This window comes from Rhodoferax sp. XS2R6 (genome assembly GCF_056521365.1).
On the sequence record NZ_JBWMAY010000002.1, the window covers coordinates 1,044,841 to 1,061,131 of the forward strand.

Consider the following 16,291-nt stretch of genomic DNA (forward strand, 5'->3'; position numbering starts at 1 on the left):
CGAACAGCTTAGTACATTATCAAGGGAGTTTATTTAGTCAAAACCCTTGGGCAAACTCCAGAAGTCAATTTGTAACCCGTTTTGTCGGAAGTTACCGACATTCGCGCAAGAGGGTATCGCGCGACAGTGACAGGCGTATCAACGCTCATGCACCTTGCGCGCCAGTTTGCGCATGCGTTCATGCAACGTTATTTGTGCGTCATTGCAAGCAGCTGTGTCCAGCGGCTTGCCATCCACCCAGACGCGACCGGCCAAGCTGCGCTGCGCGGGTTTGTTGTCCTGGCAAATCGATGGCTGCGGTGCCGCGGGTGCAGAGGCCGCCAAGTCCAGCGACTCCTTGCGCAGGCGCTGCATTCTTTGTGCATCTGACACGTAGTTGCGCTCCAGGTGCACGACTTCGAGACGCTCCACGCCCTGTGCATCGCGCACCAAACGGCAACGGCCGTAGTCGCGCGGCAAGGCCAGGCGCAACAACAGCCGGCTGCTGCGGTTCAAAACCTGCCCATCAATTAACGTAAAGCTGCGCTTGTCCTGGTCAAACACATAAATGGAGTACAAGCCGGTTTGCGGGTTCTGCTCAGCAATGTCCACATAGCCGTTGCGCAGGGATCGCACCTCTTCTGGCGCCTGGTAGTGCTCGGTCTTGGTGGCCGTGCAGCGCTCCATCAAACTCTCCAGCGTGCTGGCTTCGTACTGCTGGAGTGCCTGTTGGCTGTTGTTGAACTGCACAGGCGGCTGTGCAAACACAGCACCATGGACTAGCAAGAAGACTGCGAATCGCGTGATTACCCTGATCATTTTTGTAATAAAGCCGTGCAATTTGTTGAGAGAATGGCGTCGGCATTTTGTTGCCACTCCATAACAATAGCTTAGCGCCTTCCCGGCAGCGGCAGCCCTCGCTTTCTTGTTCATTGCACTTTACTGTCACACCACCATGAAAACATCGATCCAGTTTCCACAATCCTCCTCAGGCGCCTATGTGGGCGCGACCTTTGCCTGCCTGGGCCTGGGCACCGCCGGTTTTTTGTTGGGCTTGTGGAATGCTGAAATGCAGCTGAACGAAAAAGGCTACTACTTCACGCTGTTGGCCTTTGGTCTGTTTGCCGCGGTCTCGCTGCAAAAATGCGTGCGCGACAAACTTGAAGGGATTCCGGTGTCGGGCGCCTACTACGGCATCTGCTACGGCGCCGTGGGCCTGTCGCTGCTCTTGCTGGCCACGGGGCTGTGGAACGCCACGCTGCTGTTGTCCGAAAAAGGCTACTACGCCATGTCCTTTGTGTTGGCACTCTACAGCGCCGTCACCGTGCAAAAGAATGTGCGCGACAAAAAGGACCAGGGCGCTGGCGAAAGCCGCGTAATGGAATAAACAGGGCAGCCTGAGCCGCCCTCAGCGCGGCTTGCGGCCCAGCTTGGCGCTGGGTTTGGCGGCGCCGGTCACCCGCGGGGGCAGCCCGGTGTGCTGGGTCAAGATGCGCCCCTTCACCGGTTCGGCAGCTTTGACCGGTGCCGCCGTCGAATTTTTCTTGCGTGCGCTCTGGTAACCCCCATCGCCCAGCGGCTGGAAGGTGGGAATCAGGTGGTGCTTGCCGTTGCCGACCAAATCGGCACGGCCCATGGTCTTGAGTGCTTCGCGCAACAGCGGCCAGTTGTTAGGGTCGTGGTAACGCAAAAACGCCTTGTGCAGGCGGCGGCGCTTTTCACCACGCACGATGTCCACCGTTTCGTCGTCACTCTGCGCCGTGCGGTGCACACGTTTGAGCGTGTTGCGCCCGGAGTGGTACATCGCCGTGGCCGTGGCCATGGGGCTGGGGTAGAAAGTCTGCACCTGGTCGGCGCGAAAGCCATTCTTCTTGAGCCAGATGGCCAGATTCATCATGTCTTCATCGGTCGTACCCGGGTGGGCGGCGATGAAGTAGGGAATCAGGAACTGCTTCTTGCCTGCTTCGGCACTGAACTTCTCGAACAGGGTCTTGAACTTGTCATAAGAACCGATGCCCGGCTTCATCATCTTGGTCAGCGGCCCTTGCTCGGTGTGCTCGGGCGCAATCTTCAGGTAGCCGCCCACGTGGTGCTGCACCAGTTCTTTCACGTACTCGGGGCTCTTGACGGCCAGGTCGTAGCGCAGGCCGGAGCCGATCAATATCTTCTTGATGCCCTTGAGCGCGCGCGCGCGGCGGTAGATCTTGATCAGCGGGTCGTGGTTGGTGCCCAGGTTGGAACAGATGCCGGGGTAAACACAGCTGGGCTTGCGGCAGGCGGCTTCGATCTCGGGGGTTTTGCAGCCCAGGCGGTACATATTGGCCGTGGGGCCGCCCAGGTCGGAAATGGTGCCGGTGAAGCCCTTGACCTTGTCGCGGATGTCTTCCACCTCTTTGATGATGGATTCTTCGGAGCGGCTCTGGATGATGCGGCCCTCGTGCTCGGTGATGGAGCAGAAGGTGCAACCGCCAAAACAGCCGCGCATGATGTTGACCGAGAAGCGGATCATTTCCCAGGCTGGGATCTTGGTCGCTCCGTCATGGCTGCCGTTTTCATCGGCGTAGCTGGGGTGCGGACTGCGCGCGTACGGCAAGTCAAACACCAGGTCCATCTCGGCGGTGGTCAGCGGGATGGGGGGCGGGTTGATCCAGACGTCACGCGCCGTGGTGCCTTCGCCGTGCGCTTGCACCAGTGCGCGGGCGTTACCAGGGTTGGTCTCCAGGTGCAACACGCGGTTGGCGTGGGCGTAGAGGATGGGATCGCTCTTGACCTGTTCGTAACTGGGCAAACGGATGACCGAACGGTCACGCGGCGGCACCTTGATCTTGCCCTTGGTACTGGCCAACGCGGGGTTGGCAAAGAAAGTCAGCGGTGCGATGGCCGCGTTGACCTCAGGTTTTGAGTCCTTTTGGCCTCCAGCCCCCGTGGAATCTGCGCGAACAGCTCCTGAATTAATAGCACCACCAGCCTCCGCAGCTTGGGCAACCGCCTTGGCTTCGTCTTCTTTGGCGCAAGTTGCACCCTGCTCTGCCGCCTGCTCGCTGGTGGTCATGTAGGGGTTGACGTGGGCCTCCACGCGGCCGGGCTCGTCCACAGTGGTGGACGTAATCTCAAACCAGCCCTTGCCGCTTTCATCGTCCGGGCGGCGCACAAAAGCGGTGCCGCGCACGTCGGTGATGTGCTCCACCGGTTCTTTGGCGGCCAGACGGTGGGCGATTTCCACAATCGCGCGCTCGGCGTTGCCGTACAGCAGCAGGTCGCACTTGGCGTCCACCACCACGCTGCGGCGCACCTTGTCGCTCCAGTAGTCGTAATGGGCAATGCGGCGCAAAGAGCCTTCGATGCCACCCAAGATGATGGGCACATCTTTAAACGCTTCGCGGCAGCGCTGGCTGTAGACGATGGCGGCGCGGTCGGGGCGCTTACCGCCTATGTCGCCGGGGGTGTAGGCGTCGTCACTGCGGATCTTGCGGTCTGCGGTGTAGCGGTTGATCATGGAATCCATGTTGCCGCTGGTCACACCCCAGAACAGGTTGGGCTTACCCAAGGCCTTGAAGGCCTCGGCGCTAGACCAGTCGGGCTGGGCAATGATGCCGACGCGGAAGCCTTGGGCTTCGAGCATGCGGCCGATCACGGCCATGCCGAAGCTGGGGTGGTCCACATAGGCGTCACCCGTCACAAGAATGATGTCGCAGCTGTCCCAGCCCAGCACATCCATCTCTTTGCGGCTCATCGGCAAAAACTTGGCCGTGCCAAAACGGGCCGCCCAGTACTTGCGGTAGCTGGACAGCGGCTTGGCGGCGCGCGCGAAAAAGGAGACGTCGACTGGGGCGTTCATGGGGATCCGGGGGGTAACCCTAGAGTGTAAGGTTTTGCGCGTGTCAGCGCAGCTTTTAGGGACAAGCGGGGCGCCAGCACCGAAGCGCAATCGGAATTTTGTGCGCCGTTCGCCAGCGGAAAGCGCCAAATGCCCACATTTCCACGGTAAAAACCCCAATGCACTGGTGTGGGGCGGCATCAAATTTGCTCTGCTTAGCCCGTAGAATGATTTTTCTTACATTTTCAAACCGCCGGGGATGCGTCTCCGGTATTTCAAAGGATCTATCCATGAAGAAACTCCTGCTGGCACTGGCAGTGACCTCCGTTTTGGCGGCCTGCGGCAAAAAAGAAGAAGCCGCTCCCGCAGCCCCTGCTGCGCCTGCATCGGCCCCAGCTGCTGCTGCACCCGCGCCTGAAGTGGGTCCCCTCAAAGTCGCGATTGACCCGACTTACGAACCCTTCACCTTCAAGTCTGCCGATGGCACCCCTACCGGCTTTGACGTGGATGTTGCCAACGCCCTGTGCGAGCAGATCAAGCGCAAGTGCGAGTTTGTGGAACAAGTCTGGGACAGCATGATCCCCGGCCTGAACGCCAAGAAGTACGACGTCATCATTTCCTCCATGTCCGCTACTGATGAGCGCAAGAAGGAAATTGACTTTACCGACAAGTACTACCAAACCCCCAGCCGCATCGTGCTGAAAAAGGGCACCAAGTTCACAGACCTGGCTTCCTTGAAGGGCAAAAAAATCGGCGTTCTCAAGGGCAGCACCCAAGAAAAATACGCCATGGACAACCTCAAGCCCGTTGGCGTGGTGGTGAACTCCTACGAAGCGCAAGACCAGGTTTACCTGGACATCAAGTCCGGCCGTCTGGACGGTACCGTGGCAGACTTCCTGGAAGTGACCGGCGGTTTTCTCAGCAAGCCTGAAGGCGCCAAGTACGAATTCGTCGGCCCCGTGCTGAGCGATGTCAAGTATTTCGCAGGTGCAGCTGTTGCACTGCGCAAAGGCGAAGACAAACTCAAAGGCGAGCTGAACGAAGCCATCAAGACCATCCGCTCCAACGGTACTTACAAGACCCTGAACGACAAGTACTTTGCCAAGTACAGCATCGACGTTTACGGCGAATAATCTTGTAACAGCTCAACACAACGGGGCGCATGATGGCGCCCCGTTGTGTTAATTGCCCAAGCCTCTCATGAATGCTTATTACGTCGCCATCCTGCAAGGCTCAGTCCTCACAGTCGGCGTCTCACTCTGCGCACTGCTGGTCGCCATTATTTTGGGCCTGCTGGGTGCAAGTGCCAAACTTTCGGGCCGCCCGGTGCTGGGATCCGTGGCTGCGACCTACACCACCGTCATCCGTGGCGTCCCCGACCTGGTGGTCATGTTGCTGGTCTTTTATGGCGGCACCATCGGACTGAATCACCTGCTGGAACTCGCTGGCAGCAAAGCCACCGTTGACATCAACCCTTTTCTGGCCGGCGTCCTCACGCTCGGCTTTATTTATGGTGCCTACATGACGGAAACCTTCCGCGGCGCCATCCTCTCCATTCCCAAAGGCCAAATGGAAGCTGCCGTGGCCTATGGCATGCACCCGCTCCAAGCCTTTGTGCGCATCACTTTGCCGCAGATGGTGCGCTACGCCCTGCCCGGCTTCACCAATAACTGGCTGGTGCTGATCAAGTCCACCGCGCTGGTCAGCCTGATTGGCCTCAAGGAAATGACCTACCTCTCCAAACAAGCCAGCGCCGCCACCCGCTCGCCGTTTGCGTTTTTCCTGTTCACCGCAGCCTTGTTTCTGATTTACACCACCATCTCCCTGTACGCGCTGCGCAAGCTCAATGCGCGCTACAGCCTGGGTGCAAAGCGGGGTGAGTTATGAAATGGCATGTGATTTTTGAGCCCCAGAACCTGGAGCTTTACGCCACCGGCATCCTCACCACGCTGGGGCTGTTGTTCTCATCCTTGGGCATTGGCGCTGTGCTGGCGCTAATTTTTGCCCTGCTGCTGACCGGCCCCTGGGCGCCGCTGCGCTGGATCGTCGGGGCCTATACCTACGTGATCCGCGGCACGCCGCTGCTGATTCAGGTCTACCTGATTTATTACGGCCTGGGCCAATTGGAGTGGATCCAGGCGCGCTGGGACGACGTTTGGCCCTGGACCCATTTCAAGGAACCCTTCTTCTGCGCGCTGCTGGCCTTCAGCCTCAACACCGCGGGTTACACCGCCGAGATGCTGGCCGGTGCGATTCGCGAGACCTCGGCTGGCGAGATCGAATCGGCCCAGGCCTATGGCATGAGCCGCTTCCAGGTCATGCGCCACATCGTGCTGCCCAGCGCACTGCGCCGCACCCTGCCAGCCTACAGCAACGAGGTGGTCATGATGCTGCAAAGTACCAGCCTGGCCAGTGCCGTGCCCAGCATGCTGGACGTCACGGCGGCGGCCAGCCGCGTCTACTCCGACTACTACCTGCCCTTTGAAGCCTACATTGCCGCGGCTGCCATTTACCTGGTGGCATCGTTCTGCCTGATTGGCATGTTCCGGTTGGCGGAGAAACAATTCCTGGCCTACCTCGCGCCCCGCAAGCACTGAACCGCCATGCAACGCATTGACCACCCTCTGCTCTCCAACAGCCTAGGCAGCCACCGCAGCCTGAGCAGCTTCCATTACGGCACGCCGGGCCACGGCCCCAAGGTTTACATCCAAGCCAGCCTGCATGCCGAAGAACTGCCCGGCATGCTGGTAGCCCACCACCTGCGCGCCCTGCTGGACACGGCCGATGCAGCAGGTCAGATCCTCGGCGAGGTGATCCTGGTGCCCGTGGCCAACCCGATTGGTCTGGCCCAGCGGGTCGATCACAAACCCATGGGGCGGTTTGAGCTGGCCAGCAGCGAAAACTTCAACCGCCACTACCCCGATCTAGCCAAGGCCGTGTTGCCCAACGTACAACGCCAAATGGGCCCGGACCCCGCGGCCAACGTGGCCACGGTGCGCCGTGCTATGGGCGACTACCTACGTCAATGGCAACCGGAGACTGAGCTGCAGAGCCTGCGCCGCAGCCTGCTCACGCTGGCGCACGACGCGGACTACGTGATCGACCTGCACTGCGACTGCGAAGGTGTTCTGCACTTCTACACCGAAGAACCGTGCTGGCCGCAACTCGCGCCGCTGGCGCATTTGCTCAAGGCACGCGCAGTGCTGCTGGCCAAAAACTCAGGCGGCGGACCGTTTGACGAATGCCTGTCCGGCGCTTGGTGGCAACTGGCGGAGGCCCTGCAAGCGGCGGGACTCTCCGCCCCCCTGCCGCAGGGCTGCAACAGCACCACCGTAGAACTGCGTGGTGAGGCCGATGTAACCCATGCCTGCGCGCAAGAAGACGCGCAGGCCGTGTGGGCCTTTTTGCAGCACATCCAGGCCCTGGGCTGCGCGCAGCCTCCCGTAATTCCGGCCGCCCTGTGCCCGGCCACGCCTCTGGCGGGCTCCGAGACCCTGCGCACCCCGGTGCCCGGTGTGGTGGTTTACGTCGCCGATGTGGGCCAGCGCCTGCAAATGGGCGATCTGGTGGCCGAAGTGATTGACCCGATTGCCAACACCACCCACCGCGTGGTGGCCAGTGTGGATGGGGTGCTGTACGCCCGCGTGCGTGACCGTTATGCCCTCTCTGGCGCCGAAATCGGCAAGATTGCCGGAGCCACCCCCTTCCGAACCGGAGAGCTGCTGGGCGCCTGAGCCCGCAGCACCACCCCTTACGCGCCCACCTGTCTGCACCATGACTACCAAGCCCCTCAAACTCCAGGTCGAAAACATCCACAAACGTTTTGGCAGCAACGAAGTGCTCAAAGGCGTTTCGTTGTCGGCCCATGCGGGTGATGTGATCAGCATCATCGGCAGCTCCGGCTCCGGCAAAAGCACTTTTCTGCGCTGCATCAACATGCTGGAAAAACCCCACCAGGGACGTATCCACGTGGCGGGTGAAGAGCTGAAACTGGTGGCTGCCTCCAACGGCGAGCTGTCGGCCCAAGACCCCAAACAACTGCAACGCCTGCGCACCAAACTGGCCATGGTGTTCCAGCACTTCAACCTCTGGGCCCACATGACGGTGCTGCAAAACATCATCGAAGTGCCGGTGCATGTGCTGGGCATTCCCAAAGACCTGGCGGTGGACACCGCACGCAAGTACCTCACCAAGGTAGGCCTGTCTGGCGTGGAAGACCGCTACCCCGCCCACATGAGCGGTGGCCAGCAACAGCGCGTGGCGATTGCCCGCGCTTTGGCGGTGGAGCCGGAGGTGATGCTGTTTGACGAACCCACCAGCGCGCTGGACCCCGAACTGGTGTCTGAGGTGCTCAAGGTCATGAAAAACCTGGCGCAAGAAGGCCGCACCATGGTGGTGGTGACCCACGAAATGGGCTTTGCCCGCGAGGTGGCCAACCACCTGGTGTTTTTGCACAAAGGCTTGGTGGAAGAAGAAGGCCACCCCGCCGAAGTACTGGCCCACCCCAAGAGTGAACGCCTGGCCCAGTTCCTGTCGGGCAGCCTAAAGTAAACCACGGGCCACCGCCCATGCCCACCCGCGCAACCTCCAGCCTGTTTGAGCAGTTGCCCATTGGGGCCTACCGCTCGCGGGTGAATGGGCAGTTGCTGCAGGTGAATGCCGCATTTTTGCGGCTCAATGGCTACCGAAGCCAAGAGGAGATGCAGGCCGACCCCGCGGCCCACCGCAACCCCTATCTCCAGCCTCAGCGGCGTGAACGTTTTGCCGAGCTGATGCGTGAGCATGGGCAAGTGACCAACTTTGTGTCAGAGATGGTCCGCCTCAAGACTGGCCAACCCATGTGGGTGCGCGAACACGCCCACGTGATGCGCGATGAACACGGCGAAGTACTGTTTTACGAAGGTACCGTGGAGGACGTCACGCCTGAGCGCGCCTCGCGCGCCGCACTGCGCAAGAGCGAAGCCCTGCTACGCAACGTGCTGCAGACCATTCCCGATCAGGTTTGGCTCAAAGACATTGACGGGGTGTACCTGACATGTAATGAGTCATTCGCCACCAAGGTGGGCATACGCCCCGGAGACATCATCGGCACCCGTGACGCCCACTGGGTGGAAGAGTCCGTGGCAGCCAGTTTTCTGGCTTCCGACCGTTGGGCTATCCAGGCTGGCAAGTCCGTCACCTTTGAAGAAAGCAGCCCCACCAGCATCAATCCCCAGGGCGAGCTGTTTGAAGTCACCAAAACCCCCATGCGGGATTCCGATGGCAACATCATTGGTGTGTTGGGTATGTCACGCAACATCCAGGAGCGCAAAGTGGCAGAAGCCCTGTTACGTGACACCACCGAACAGCTGGAGCTGGCCATCATGGGCGCAGACTTGGGCCGCTGGGACCACGACCTCACCAGCGAGCGCGGTTACTACCTGGACGAACGCGCCTGCCAGATGCTGGGGCGTAACCCGCAAGAAAGTGAGCTGGCCCGCGCCTGGGGCCACCTGGTCCACCCCGATGACCTTCCCTCGGCCATGCAGGCCATGCGTGCCCACCTGACGGGTGCATCACCCGCCTACCAGGCCGAGTACCGTGCGCGCCACACCGATGGTCGCTGGATGTGGCTCAGCAGCCGGGGCAAAGTGGTGCAGTTCAGCAAAGATGGGGCACCCCAGCGCATGGTGGGCACGCTGATGGACATCTCCGGGCGCAAACAAGCCGAAGCCCAGCTGTACGCCACCCAAGCGGAGCTGGAGGCCACCCTCAAGGCCCTGCCCGACCTGCTGTTCGAATTCAGCGCCGACGGCCACTACCGTGCGGTGCACAGCCAAAACACCGGCCTTCTGGACCGCCCACCCCAGGTGCTGCTGGGTCGCTTGATCACCGAAATGTTGCCCAAGGAAGCCGCGGACACCTGCATGGCCGCGCTGCGCGAGGCTCAGGCCAGCGGCCGCTCCAACGGCCAGCAATACAGCCTGGAGCTGCCGGCAGGCAAACTGTGGTTTGAGCTCTCGGTGGTACGCAAGCCCACGGTGCCGGGGGAAGAAGAACGTTTTATTGCCATTGCCCGCGACATCAGCGAACGCAAAAGCGCTGAGGAGGCGATTCGCCACCTGGCTTTTCACGACACGCTGACGGGCCTGCCCAACCGCCGCCTGCTGACCGACCGCCTGCAGCAGGCCATGGGCACCAGCCAGCGCAAAGGTGAACACGGCGCGCTGATGTTTCTGGATCTGGACCAGTTCAAACAGCTCAACGACACCTACGGCCACGACGTGGGCGACCTGTTGCTGCAAGAGGTGGCGCGGCGCCTGCAACAAAGCATCCGCGCTGTGGATACCGTGGCCCGCCTGGGTGGCGACGAGTTTGTGGTGCTGATCCAGGACCTGAGTGCCGACATTGACGAAGCCAGCATGCACGCCACGACCGTAGGCCACAAAATTCTGGCGAGCCTGAACGACCCCTATGTGCTCAACCAGCGGCCGCACGCCACCACACCCAGCATCGGCATTACACTGTTCAAAGGCGAAGACATTGCGCCCAATGAGCTCCTGAAACAAGCCGACACCGCCATGTACCAGGCCAAGGCCAATGGCAGAAACACCCTGTGTTTCTTTAAACCGTAAAAAGCCCATGTTGAATTTTCTGCCCGCGCCCCTGCTGGGGGCACTTGCATTTGCCCTGTTGCTGCTCAACATCCTGTTCTGGGTGCCGCTGCTGCTGTGTTTTGCTGCCATCAAGCTGGTGCTGCCCTTCAAGGCCGTACGCATGGCCATTGACCCGGTACTGCTGTTCATTGCCGAGGGCTGGATCAGCTGCAACAGTGGCTGGATGGCACTGACCCAACGCACCACTTGGGACGTGCAGGGCCTGGACGGGCTGGACCGCGACAGCTGGTACATGGTGAGCAGCAACCACCAGTCCTGGGTGGACATCTTTGCGCTGCAGCACCTGCTGAACCGCCGCATCCCACTGCTCAAGTTTTTTCTCAAGCAGCAGCTCATCTGGGTGCCCATCATGGGCCTGGCCTGGTGGGCGCTGGAGTTTCCGTTCATGCGTCGGCACAGCGAGGCGTACCTGAAGAAACACCCCGAGATGCGTGGCAAGGACCAGGAGACCACCCGCAAGGCCTGCGAGAAGTTTTCGCTCATCCCCACCAGCGTGATGAACTTTCTGGAAGGCACCCGTTTCACCGCGGCCAAACATGCCAAGCAGCAGTCGCCCTACCAATACCTGCTCAAACCCAAGGCCGGTGGTTTGGCGCTGGCGCTGCAGGCCATGGGTGACAAGTTCCAGTCCATTCTGGATGTGACGATTTATTACCCCGCAGGCGTGCCCACGTTCTGGGGCTTTTTGTGTGGCAAGGTTCCCCGCGTGGTGGTGCGTGTGCGCGCCATTCCCGTGCCTCCTGAATTGCTGGGTGGCGACTACGGGCAAGACCCCGAATTCCGCGCCGCCTTCTCGGCCTGGGTGGCCGAACTCTGGCGTGCCAAAGATGCCCAACTGGCGGCCCTGCGCCAAGCCGACACCTCCTCGTCATCTGTGCGCGGCTAAGCCGCGTACCCACTCCCCATCTGCCGTGCCTTTTTTTACCCGTCCGCGTACCGTTTTTTTACTTGCCAGCCTGTGTTGCCTACTCTGGGGCAGTGCCTACCCGGCCATCAAACAGGGCTATGCGCTGCTAGAAATTGGCCGCAGTGACCTGGCCGCACAAATGCTGTTTGCCGGCTACCGCTTTGTCGGCGCCGGGCTGTTGCTGCTGGTGTTTGCCAAGCTCTCGGGCAAATCGCTGGCCCTGCAGCGTGCCCAGACCGGGCAGATGGTGCTGCTGGGCGTGCTGCAAACCACGCTGCAGTACATCTTTTTCTACATCGGCCTGGCGCACACCACCGGGGTCAAGGCGTCCATCCTCAATGCCTCGGGCGTGTTCTTCAGCGTGCTGCTGGCGCATTTTGTGTACCACAACGACACCCTGACCTGGCGCAAGCTGATGGGTTGCGCGCTGGGTTTTGCGGGGGTGCTGGCGGTCAACCTCGGCGGGTTGCTGGGCGGTGCGGCTATCGACGGTGAGTTCACGCTGCTGGGCGAAGGGTTTATTGTGCTGGCGGCGCTAGTGCTATCGGCGGCGTCTCTGTATGGCAAACGTCTCTCCCAGGGCATGGACTCGGTGGTCATGACCGGCTACCAGCTCGGTATCGGCGGTGTGGTCTTGGTGCTCATCGGTTGGGTGGCGGGCGGGCAGATTGCTGCGTTCACCTCGGCGCCCAGCCTGCTGCTGGTCTATATGGCCCTGCTGTCGGCCGTGGCGTTTGCACTGTGGGGCGTGTTACTCAAATACAACCGGGTCAGCATCGTGGCGGTGTACAGCTTTCTGGTGCCTGTGTTTGGCGCCTGCCTGTCGGCGCTGTTTTTGGGCGAATCGCTGCTGGAGTGGAAATACCTCGTGGCCTTGCTGCTGGTCAGCGTGGGTATTTGGTGGGTTACACAAGAAAAGTAGCCACCGCGCACATGGATATTGCGCAAGCAGCTACTAAATTCATAGCATACTGACTCAGCGCTGCTGGGTCTTCCCGGTATCGTCGGACAGCACAATCTCCACGCGGCGGTTCAGCTGGCGGTTGGATGCGGTGTCATTGGCCGCCACCGGGTACGACTCCCCGTAACCGCGCACGCTGATGCGTTCGCTGCCAATCCCCATCTGCAGCAGCGCCTCACGCACCGTCATGCCACGGCGCTCCGAGAGCTGCTGGTTGTAGGCATCGGCGCCAGTGCTGTCGGTAAAACCTTCCACCAGCACATTGCGGCTGGGGTTTTGCTGTAATACATCGGCCAGCTTTTGTGCACTGCGCGTACCGCCGGCGGTCAGGCTGGCCTTGTCGCTGCCAAACAGCACGTCGCCCAGGGTAATCACCATGCCACGTTCGGTCTTCTTGGCGGACAGGTCCGCCAGTTGGCTCTCCAGCCGTGCGGCGCGGAGCTGTGCATCCAGCGTAGCCTGACGGGATGCATCGGCTGTGCGTTGGGCATCGGCTGCCTGGCGCTGCGCCGCTTCTGCGTTGGCGTTGGCATGGTTGGCTTCATTGGTGCGTTGGGTCAATTGCATCTGGTCGCGCTCCCGGGCGGTGCGGGCCATATCGGCCTCGGCGGTTTTTTGTTTCACTACCTCTTGCGTGAGGGCGATTTTTTGCTGGGCCACGTAGGCCAGCTGGTCCACCTTCTCGGGGCTGGCGCTCTGCACTGCTGCAATGTTGGCCTGCTGCATGGCGTCGCTAGCCAGTTTCATTTCCAGCGCGGCGTAGTTGCCCACATCGGGGTTCCGCTGGGCCTGGGCGTAATCGTTGCGGGCACTTTCCAGCAGCGTGGTGCTGGTGGGGGCCGACGCACAAGCGCCCAACAACACGGCAATGGCCAGAGCGGCAGGGGTCAGGTAGAGGTGTTTCATGGGGTGTTCCTTAAAAAGTGGGGGGGGGGAAAGTCGTGGAGTGGTGTGCAGCGGCGCGTTACTTAACCGCGTTGGCGCGGTCCAGCTCCTCGCGCAGCACACGGATGTCGTCTTGCAGCGCATCGGCCACCGCCTGCGCTTTGGCCGACTTGGCCTTGCTTTGTGCCAGCTTGGCGTCGGCCTGGGCCTGGGTGGCCAGATCAGTGGCGCCCTTGTAGTCGCGTGCCGCCATGGCCTTGTTGGCCAGGGTCAGCTTCTCGCGTGCCGCCGCCATCTCCACGGGGGCGAACTGCAGACCATCGGCACCGGCAGCGTTGTCTACCGCCTCTTTGGACACGGCAACGTTGGCCGTGGCGTCGGTTTGCGTGCGGGTGGCGCAGCCCGCGCTGGCCAGAACGACTAGGGCGCAGACCAGCAACAGGCGGGGCATGGGGTGGTGTTTCATCTTCTTCTCTCCGGTAAACCAGGGACCGGTGGTCCCTTTATTGGTAATTGGCAATCCCGTCGGTCGACAGGGCGTGGGTGACGTGTTGGGGCACCACCAGCACGCCTTGGGCGTTGGGGATGGCCTGGATCTGCATGACCGGGGCGGCACCTTGCACCCCCCCAAACATGGTTGCAAACGCGGCATCGGCCGCATCCCGCCCGGTGGCAAAACGCACAAACCCCATGGGGATGGCCGTGCCCGATGGGTCGAACAGGTACCAGCGGTTGCCCACAAAAGCCTCCACATAGGCATGGAAGTCTGTCGGGCCCAGCGCCGGGTCGGCGCCGTAGTCAATGCCGGTGGCAAACCGTGCCGGGATGTTGACGCCACGGCACAGCGCAATCATCAGGTGGGCAAAGTCACGGCACACGCCCACTTCGTCCACCAAGGTGTCCAGCGCCGTGGTGTTGCCGTTGGACGTGTTGCAGCGAAACGCCACGCGCTGGGTGACCCAGTTGCTGATGGCCTGCACCCGGGTGTAACCCTGCGGCAGGTGGCCAAACTCTTTCACCGCCAGGCGGTGCAAACGGTCGGACTCGCAGTAGCGGCTGGGGTAGATATACGGCAACACCGAGCCGGGCAGCTGGGCCACCGTCATCTCGGGAATGTCCAGCGGTTGCGCCACATGGTGGGCCAGGTCCACCACGGCCTCGTAACGCACCGTCAGCGGCCCGGCCAGCGCTTTGATGCGCAGGTAGCGGTTGTGGGTGGCCGTGTCGGTGTACATCTTGGGCACCACCTGCTGGCTGGTGGTGAGCAACTCGTTCACCACCGTCTGGTGGGCCGTTTGCGCGGCGTGGATGGTGAAGATGAAGTCACACCCGGGCGCGGCGATGTTGTAGTTCAACACGATGGAAAAGCTCAGTCGCAGCATGGGGGTTCCGGTAGGTCATACGAAGCCGTTGGCATACCGGTTGGCATGTGCAGCATGGGTTGTGGTGCAAGCATGGGGCTGCTGCCCCGGCCTGCCAAGCGGCGAAGGCCGCCACTTGCCGTAGTCGCAGTCCTACGCCCGTCCTCACTGTCAGCGCCCTCCTACGCCGCACCGGCCTGTGGGCCGACCGGCCCGCGGCACACAGGCCGATTCCGGCGGCGCGTGGGCCTGCGCACAATGAACCCGAAGCCCCCGCAACGGCTGCTTCACCACGCCCCCCACTTCAAGGAACCCCATGAAAACAGACACCATCACCACCCAAATCAACGACGCTGCCAACCAAGTGGCACCCCTGCTGGACTGTGCGACCGAACAGGCCAACACCCTGGCCCAGCGTGGCCTGCATGCCGTGCAAGACAGCGCGCTGCAACTGCGTGAAAAAGCCGCCCACTCGGGTGAAGTGACCGTGCGTTATATCCAGAACGATCCGGTCAAGGCGGTGCTGATTGCAGCGGCCACCGGCGCTGCACTGATGGGTTTGGTCAGTCTGCTAAGCCGCTCGCGCACGCATTGATTCGGCGCCCCAACATGCTGCACCCGCTCTTTCACCTGCTTGCCACCCAGCCGCAACTGCTGGGCGATCACGCACAGGCCTATGGCGAACTGATTGGTACCGAACTAGCCGCTCAGGCAGCGGCCATGAAACACCGCGCCCTGCTGGGTGCACTGGCGCTATGTCTGCTGGGTGTGGCCACCGTACTGGCCGGAGTGGCCCTGATGCTGTGGGTTACACAGCCACCCGCACTGCCGCAGGCCACTCTCTGGGTGTTGGGGCTGGTGCCCGGCATTCCAGCGGTGCTGGCCGCGGTGTGCGGCCTGCTGGCGCGCGCACCCAGCAACGCCACCGACCCCGCCTTTGCCGAACTGCGCCGCCAGTTGCAGGCCGACATGGCCCTGCTGCGCGGGCTGGCAGCATGAGCGCCCCGCAGCTCACCGCGGTTGAGCGCCTGGCCCTGTCGCGCGAGCGCTTGCGCGTGGCCCTGGCCCACACCACGCCGGCACCAGGCCCCAGCCCAACCACAGCAGGCACAGGCTTGTTAGACATCCTGAAAGCCACCCTGCCCGGCGCCAGCGCGGTTATAGACACGCTGGGCTCGACCCTGAAACAATGGTGGGGGCGCCACCCACTGCATACCAGTGCTTTGCTGGCCAGTAGTGTGGTGCAAACTCTTTTGCGCCCGGTCGCGCAACGCCACCCTGTAGCCCTGGTGACAAGCGCCGTGGTGCTGGGTGCCGCATTGGCTTTGAGTCGCCCATGGCGTTGGGCTTTCAAGCCCCATTTTCTGAGTGCACTGGGGTCATCACTGCTATCCAGCGTGTTGGCCTCTGACGCTGTGCAATCTTGGCTTGCAGCGGTCCTGACCGAGCAAGCACCCGCTAATGACGACGCCCGCAGCAACTGAGCGCACGCAAGCAATTCTTCTGTGGGCCTACCCGCGTTTTGAACCTTTTTCGCGGTATGGGCATGGTCTCCTCAAACCGAGAAATGCTATATTTTTGATAGCTGCTTACGCATATTCCATGTGGGGCGGACTCAAATCCAAGTGCAACACAGTTGGAGTTTATTGGATGACGTCAGGAGAGTGCTCAAGCTTGGCCAGCCACTGGCCGTAAACCTCCAAAGGAGTCAACCAACCCAGCGTC

General features: G+C 61.5%; 17 protein-coding genes. 12 read left to right on the forward strand and 5 right to left on the reverse strand.

Translation table 11 applies throughout. The features are described from left to right. Positions 1-138 precede the first annotated feature (138 nt). On the reverse strand, positions 139-747 hold the full coding sequence (locus AC097A_RS11440) for a hypothetical protein (protein WP_479620924.1): 609 nt from the start codon (positions 745-747) through the stop codon (positions 139-141). A 187-nt stretch (positions 748-934) separates the two neighbouring features. Here AC097A_RS11440 and yiaA point away from each other — a divergent pair, with 187 nt between their 5' ends. Further along, positions 935-1,366 (forward strand): inner membrane protein YiaA, encoded by a 432-nt coding sequence (yiaA, locus tag AC097A_RS11445; protein WP_315496447.1) that lies wholly within the window; start codon positions 935-937, stop codon positions 1,364-1,366. Between the two features lie 21 nt (positions 1,367-1,387). Here the strand turns inward: yiaA and AC097A_RS11450 are convergent, their stop codons facing one another. Next, complete coding sequence (locus AC097A_RS11450; protein ID WP_479620925.1) at positions 1,388-3,817, reverse strand: YgiQ family radical SAM protein; 2,430 nt, start codon at positions 3,815-3,817, stop codon at positions 1,388-1,390. A 269-nt stretch (positions 3,818-4,086) separates the two neighbouring features. On the opposite strand from AC097A_RS11450, the gene AC097A_RS11455 reads away from it, so the two are divergent. The 8 genes from AC097A_RS11455 to AC097A_RS11490 all read left to right on the forward strand — a co-directional run bounded on the left by AC097A_RS11455 (position 4,087) and on the right by AC097A_RS11490 (position 12,281). After that, the gene (locus AC097A_RS11455; protein ID WP_105263030.1) at positions 4,087-4,929 is read left to right on the forward strand and encodes an ABC transporter substrate-binding protein; all 843 of its coding nucleotides are present in this window, start codon (positions 4,087-4,089) and stop codon (positions 4,927-4,929) included. 67 nt (positions 4,930-4,996) lie between these two features. Further along, entirely contained in the window at positions 4,997-5,683 is a 687-nt protein-coding gene (locus AC097A_RS11460) for an ABC transporter permease (RefSeq protein WP_479620926.1), read from the forward strand. After that, a complete protein-coding gene (locus AC097A_RS11465) occupies positions 5,680-6,393 on the forward strand; it encodes an ABC transporter permease subunit (protein ID WP_315478156.1) in 714 nt (237 codons plus the stop codon). The genes AC097A_RS11460 and AC097A_RS11465 overlap by 4 nt, the downstream gene beginning before the upstream one ends. A 6-nt stretch (positions 6,394-6,399) precedes the next feature. After that, positions 6,400-7,530 (forward strand): succinylglutamate desuccinylase/aspartoacylase family protein, encoded by a 1,131-nt coding sequence (locus AC097A_RS11470; RefSeq protein WP_479620927.1) that lies wholly within the window; start codon positions 6,400-6,402, stop codon positions 7,528-7,530. Positions 7,531-7,570: 40 nt separating this feature from the next. After that, positions 7,571-8,347, forward strand: coding sequence for an ABC transporter ATP-binding protein (locus AC097A_RS11475; protein WP_315849700.1), 777 nt, complete (start codon positions 7,571-7,573; stop codon positions 8,345-8,347). Positions 8,348-8,364: 17 nt separating this feature from the next. Beyond that, positions 8,365-10,410 carry a diguanylate cyclase domain-containing protein gene (locus tag AC097A_RS11480; RefSeq protein WP_479620928.1) on the forward strand — a complete coding sequence of 682 codons (2,046 nt, stop codon included), beginning with the start codon at positions 8,365-8,367 and terminating at the stop codon, positions 10,408-10,410. A 7-nt stretch (positions 10,411-10,417) separates the two neighbouring features. Then, positions 10,418-11,338, forward strand: coding sequence for an acetyltransferase (locus tag AC097A_RS11485; RefSeq protein ID WP_315478160.1), 921 nt, complete (start codon positions 10,418-10,420; stop codon positions 11,336-11,338). A gap of 25 nt (positions 11,339-11,363) precedes the next feature. After that, positions 11,364-12,281 carry a DMT family transporter gene (locus AC097A_RS11490; RefSeq protein WP_479620929.1) on the forward strand — a complete coding sequence of 306 codons (918 nt, stop codon included), beginning with the start codon at positions 11,364-11,366 and terminating at the stop codon, positions 12,279-12,281. A 54-nt stretch (positions 12,282-12,335) separates the two neighbouring features. On the opposite strand, the gene AC097A_RS11495 is transcribed toward AC097A_RS11490, so the two are convergent. The 3 genes from AC097A_RS11495 to AC097A_RS11505 are packed head-to-tail and all read right to left on the reverse strand — an operon-like array spanning position 12,336 to position 14,587. Next, a complete protein-coding gene (locus AC097A_RS11495) occupies positions 12,336-13,226 on the reverse strand; it encodes an OmpA family protein (RefSeq protein WP_479620930.1) in 891 nt (296 codons plus the stop codon). A 58-nt stretch (positions 13,227-13,284) separates the two neighbouring features. Next, on the reverse strand, positions 13,285-13,671 hold the full coding sequence (locus tag AC097A_RS11500) for a DUF4398 domain-containing protein (RefSeq protein WP_479620931.1): 387 nt from the start codon (positions 13,669-13,671) through the stop codon (positions 13,285-13,287). A 37-nt stretch (positions 13,672-13,708) separates the two neighbouring features. Next, positions 13,709-14,587 carry a transglutaminase-like domain-containing protein gene (locus tag AC097A_RS11505; protein ID WP_479620932.1) on the reverse strand — a complete coding sequence of 293 codons (879 nt, stop codon included), beginning with the start codon at positions 14,585-14,587 and terminating at the stop codon, positions 13,709-13,711. 295 nt (positions 14,588-14,882) lie between these two features. On the opposite strand from AC097A_RS11505, the gene AC097A_RS11510 reads away from it, so the two are divergent. Genes AC097A_RS11510 through AC097A_RS11520 form a run of 3 tightly spaced genes read left to right on the forward strand, consistent with a single transcriptional unit; the run spans position 14,883 to position 16,050 of the window. Further along, positions 14,883-15,161 carry a hypothetical protein gene (locus AC097A_RS11510; RefSeq protein ID WP_479620933.1) on the forward strand — a complete coding sequence of 93 codons (279 nt, stop codon included), beginning with the start codon at positions 14,883-14,885 and terminating at the stop codon, positions 15,159-15,161. Positions 15,162-15,175: 14 nt separating this feature from the next. Beyond that, positions 15,176-15,565 (forward strand): hypothetical protein, encoded by a 390-nt coding sequence (locus tag AC097A_RS11515; protein ID WP_479620934.1) that lies wholly within the window; start codon positions 15,176-15,178, stop codon positions 15,563-15,565. Then, positions 15,562-16,050 carry a hypothetical protein gene (locus tag AC097A_RS11520; RefSeq protein ID WP_479620935.1) on the forward strand — a complete coding sequence of 163 codons (489 nt, stop codon included), beginning with the start codon at positions 15,562-15,564 and terminating at the stop codon, positions 16,048-16,050. Before AC097A_RS11515 ends, AC097A_RS11520 begins: the two co-directional genes overlap by 4 nt. Positions 16,051-16,291 lie beyond the last annotated feature (241 nt).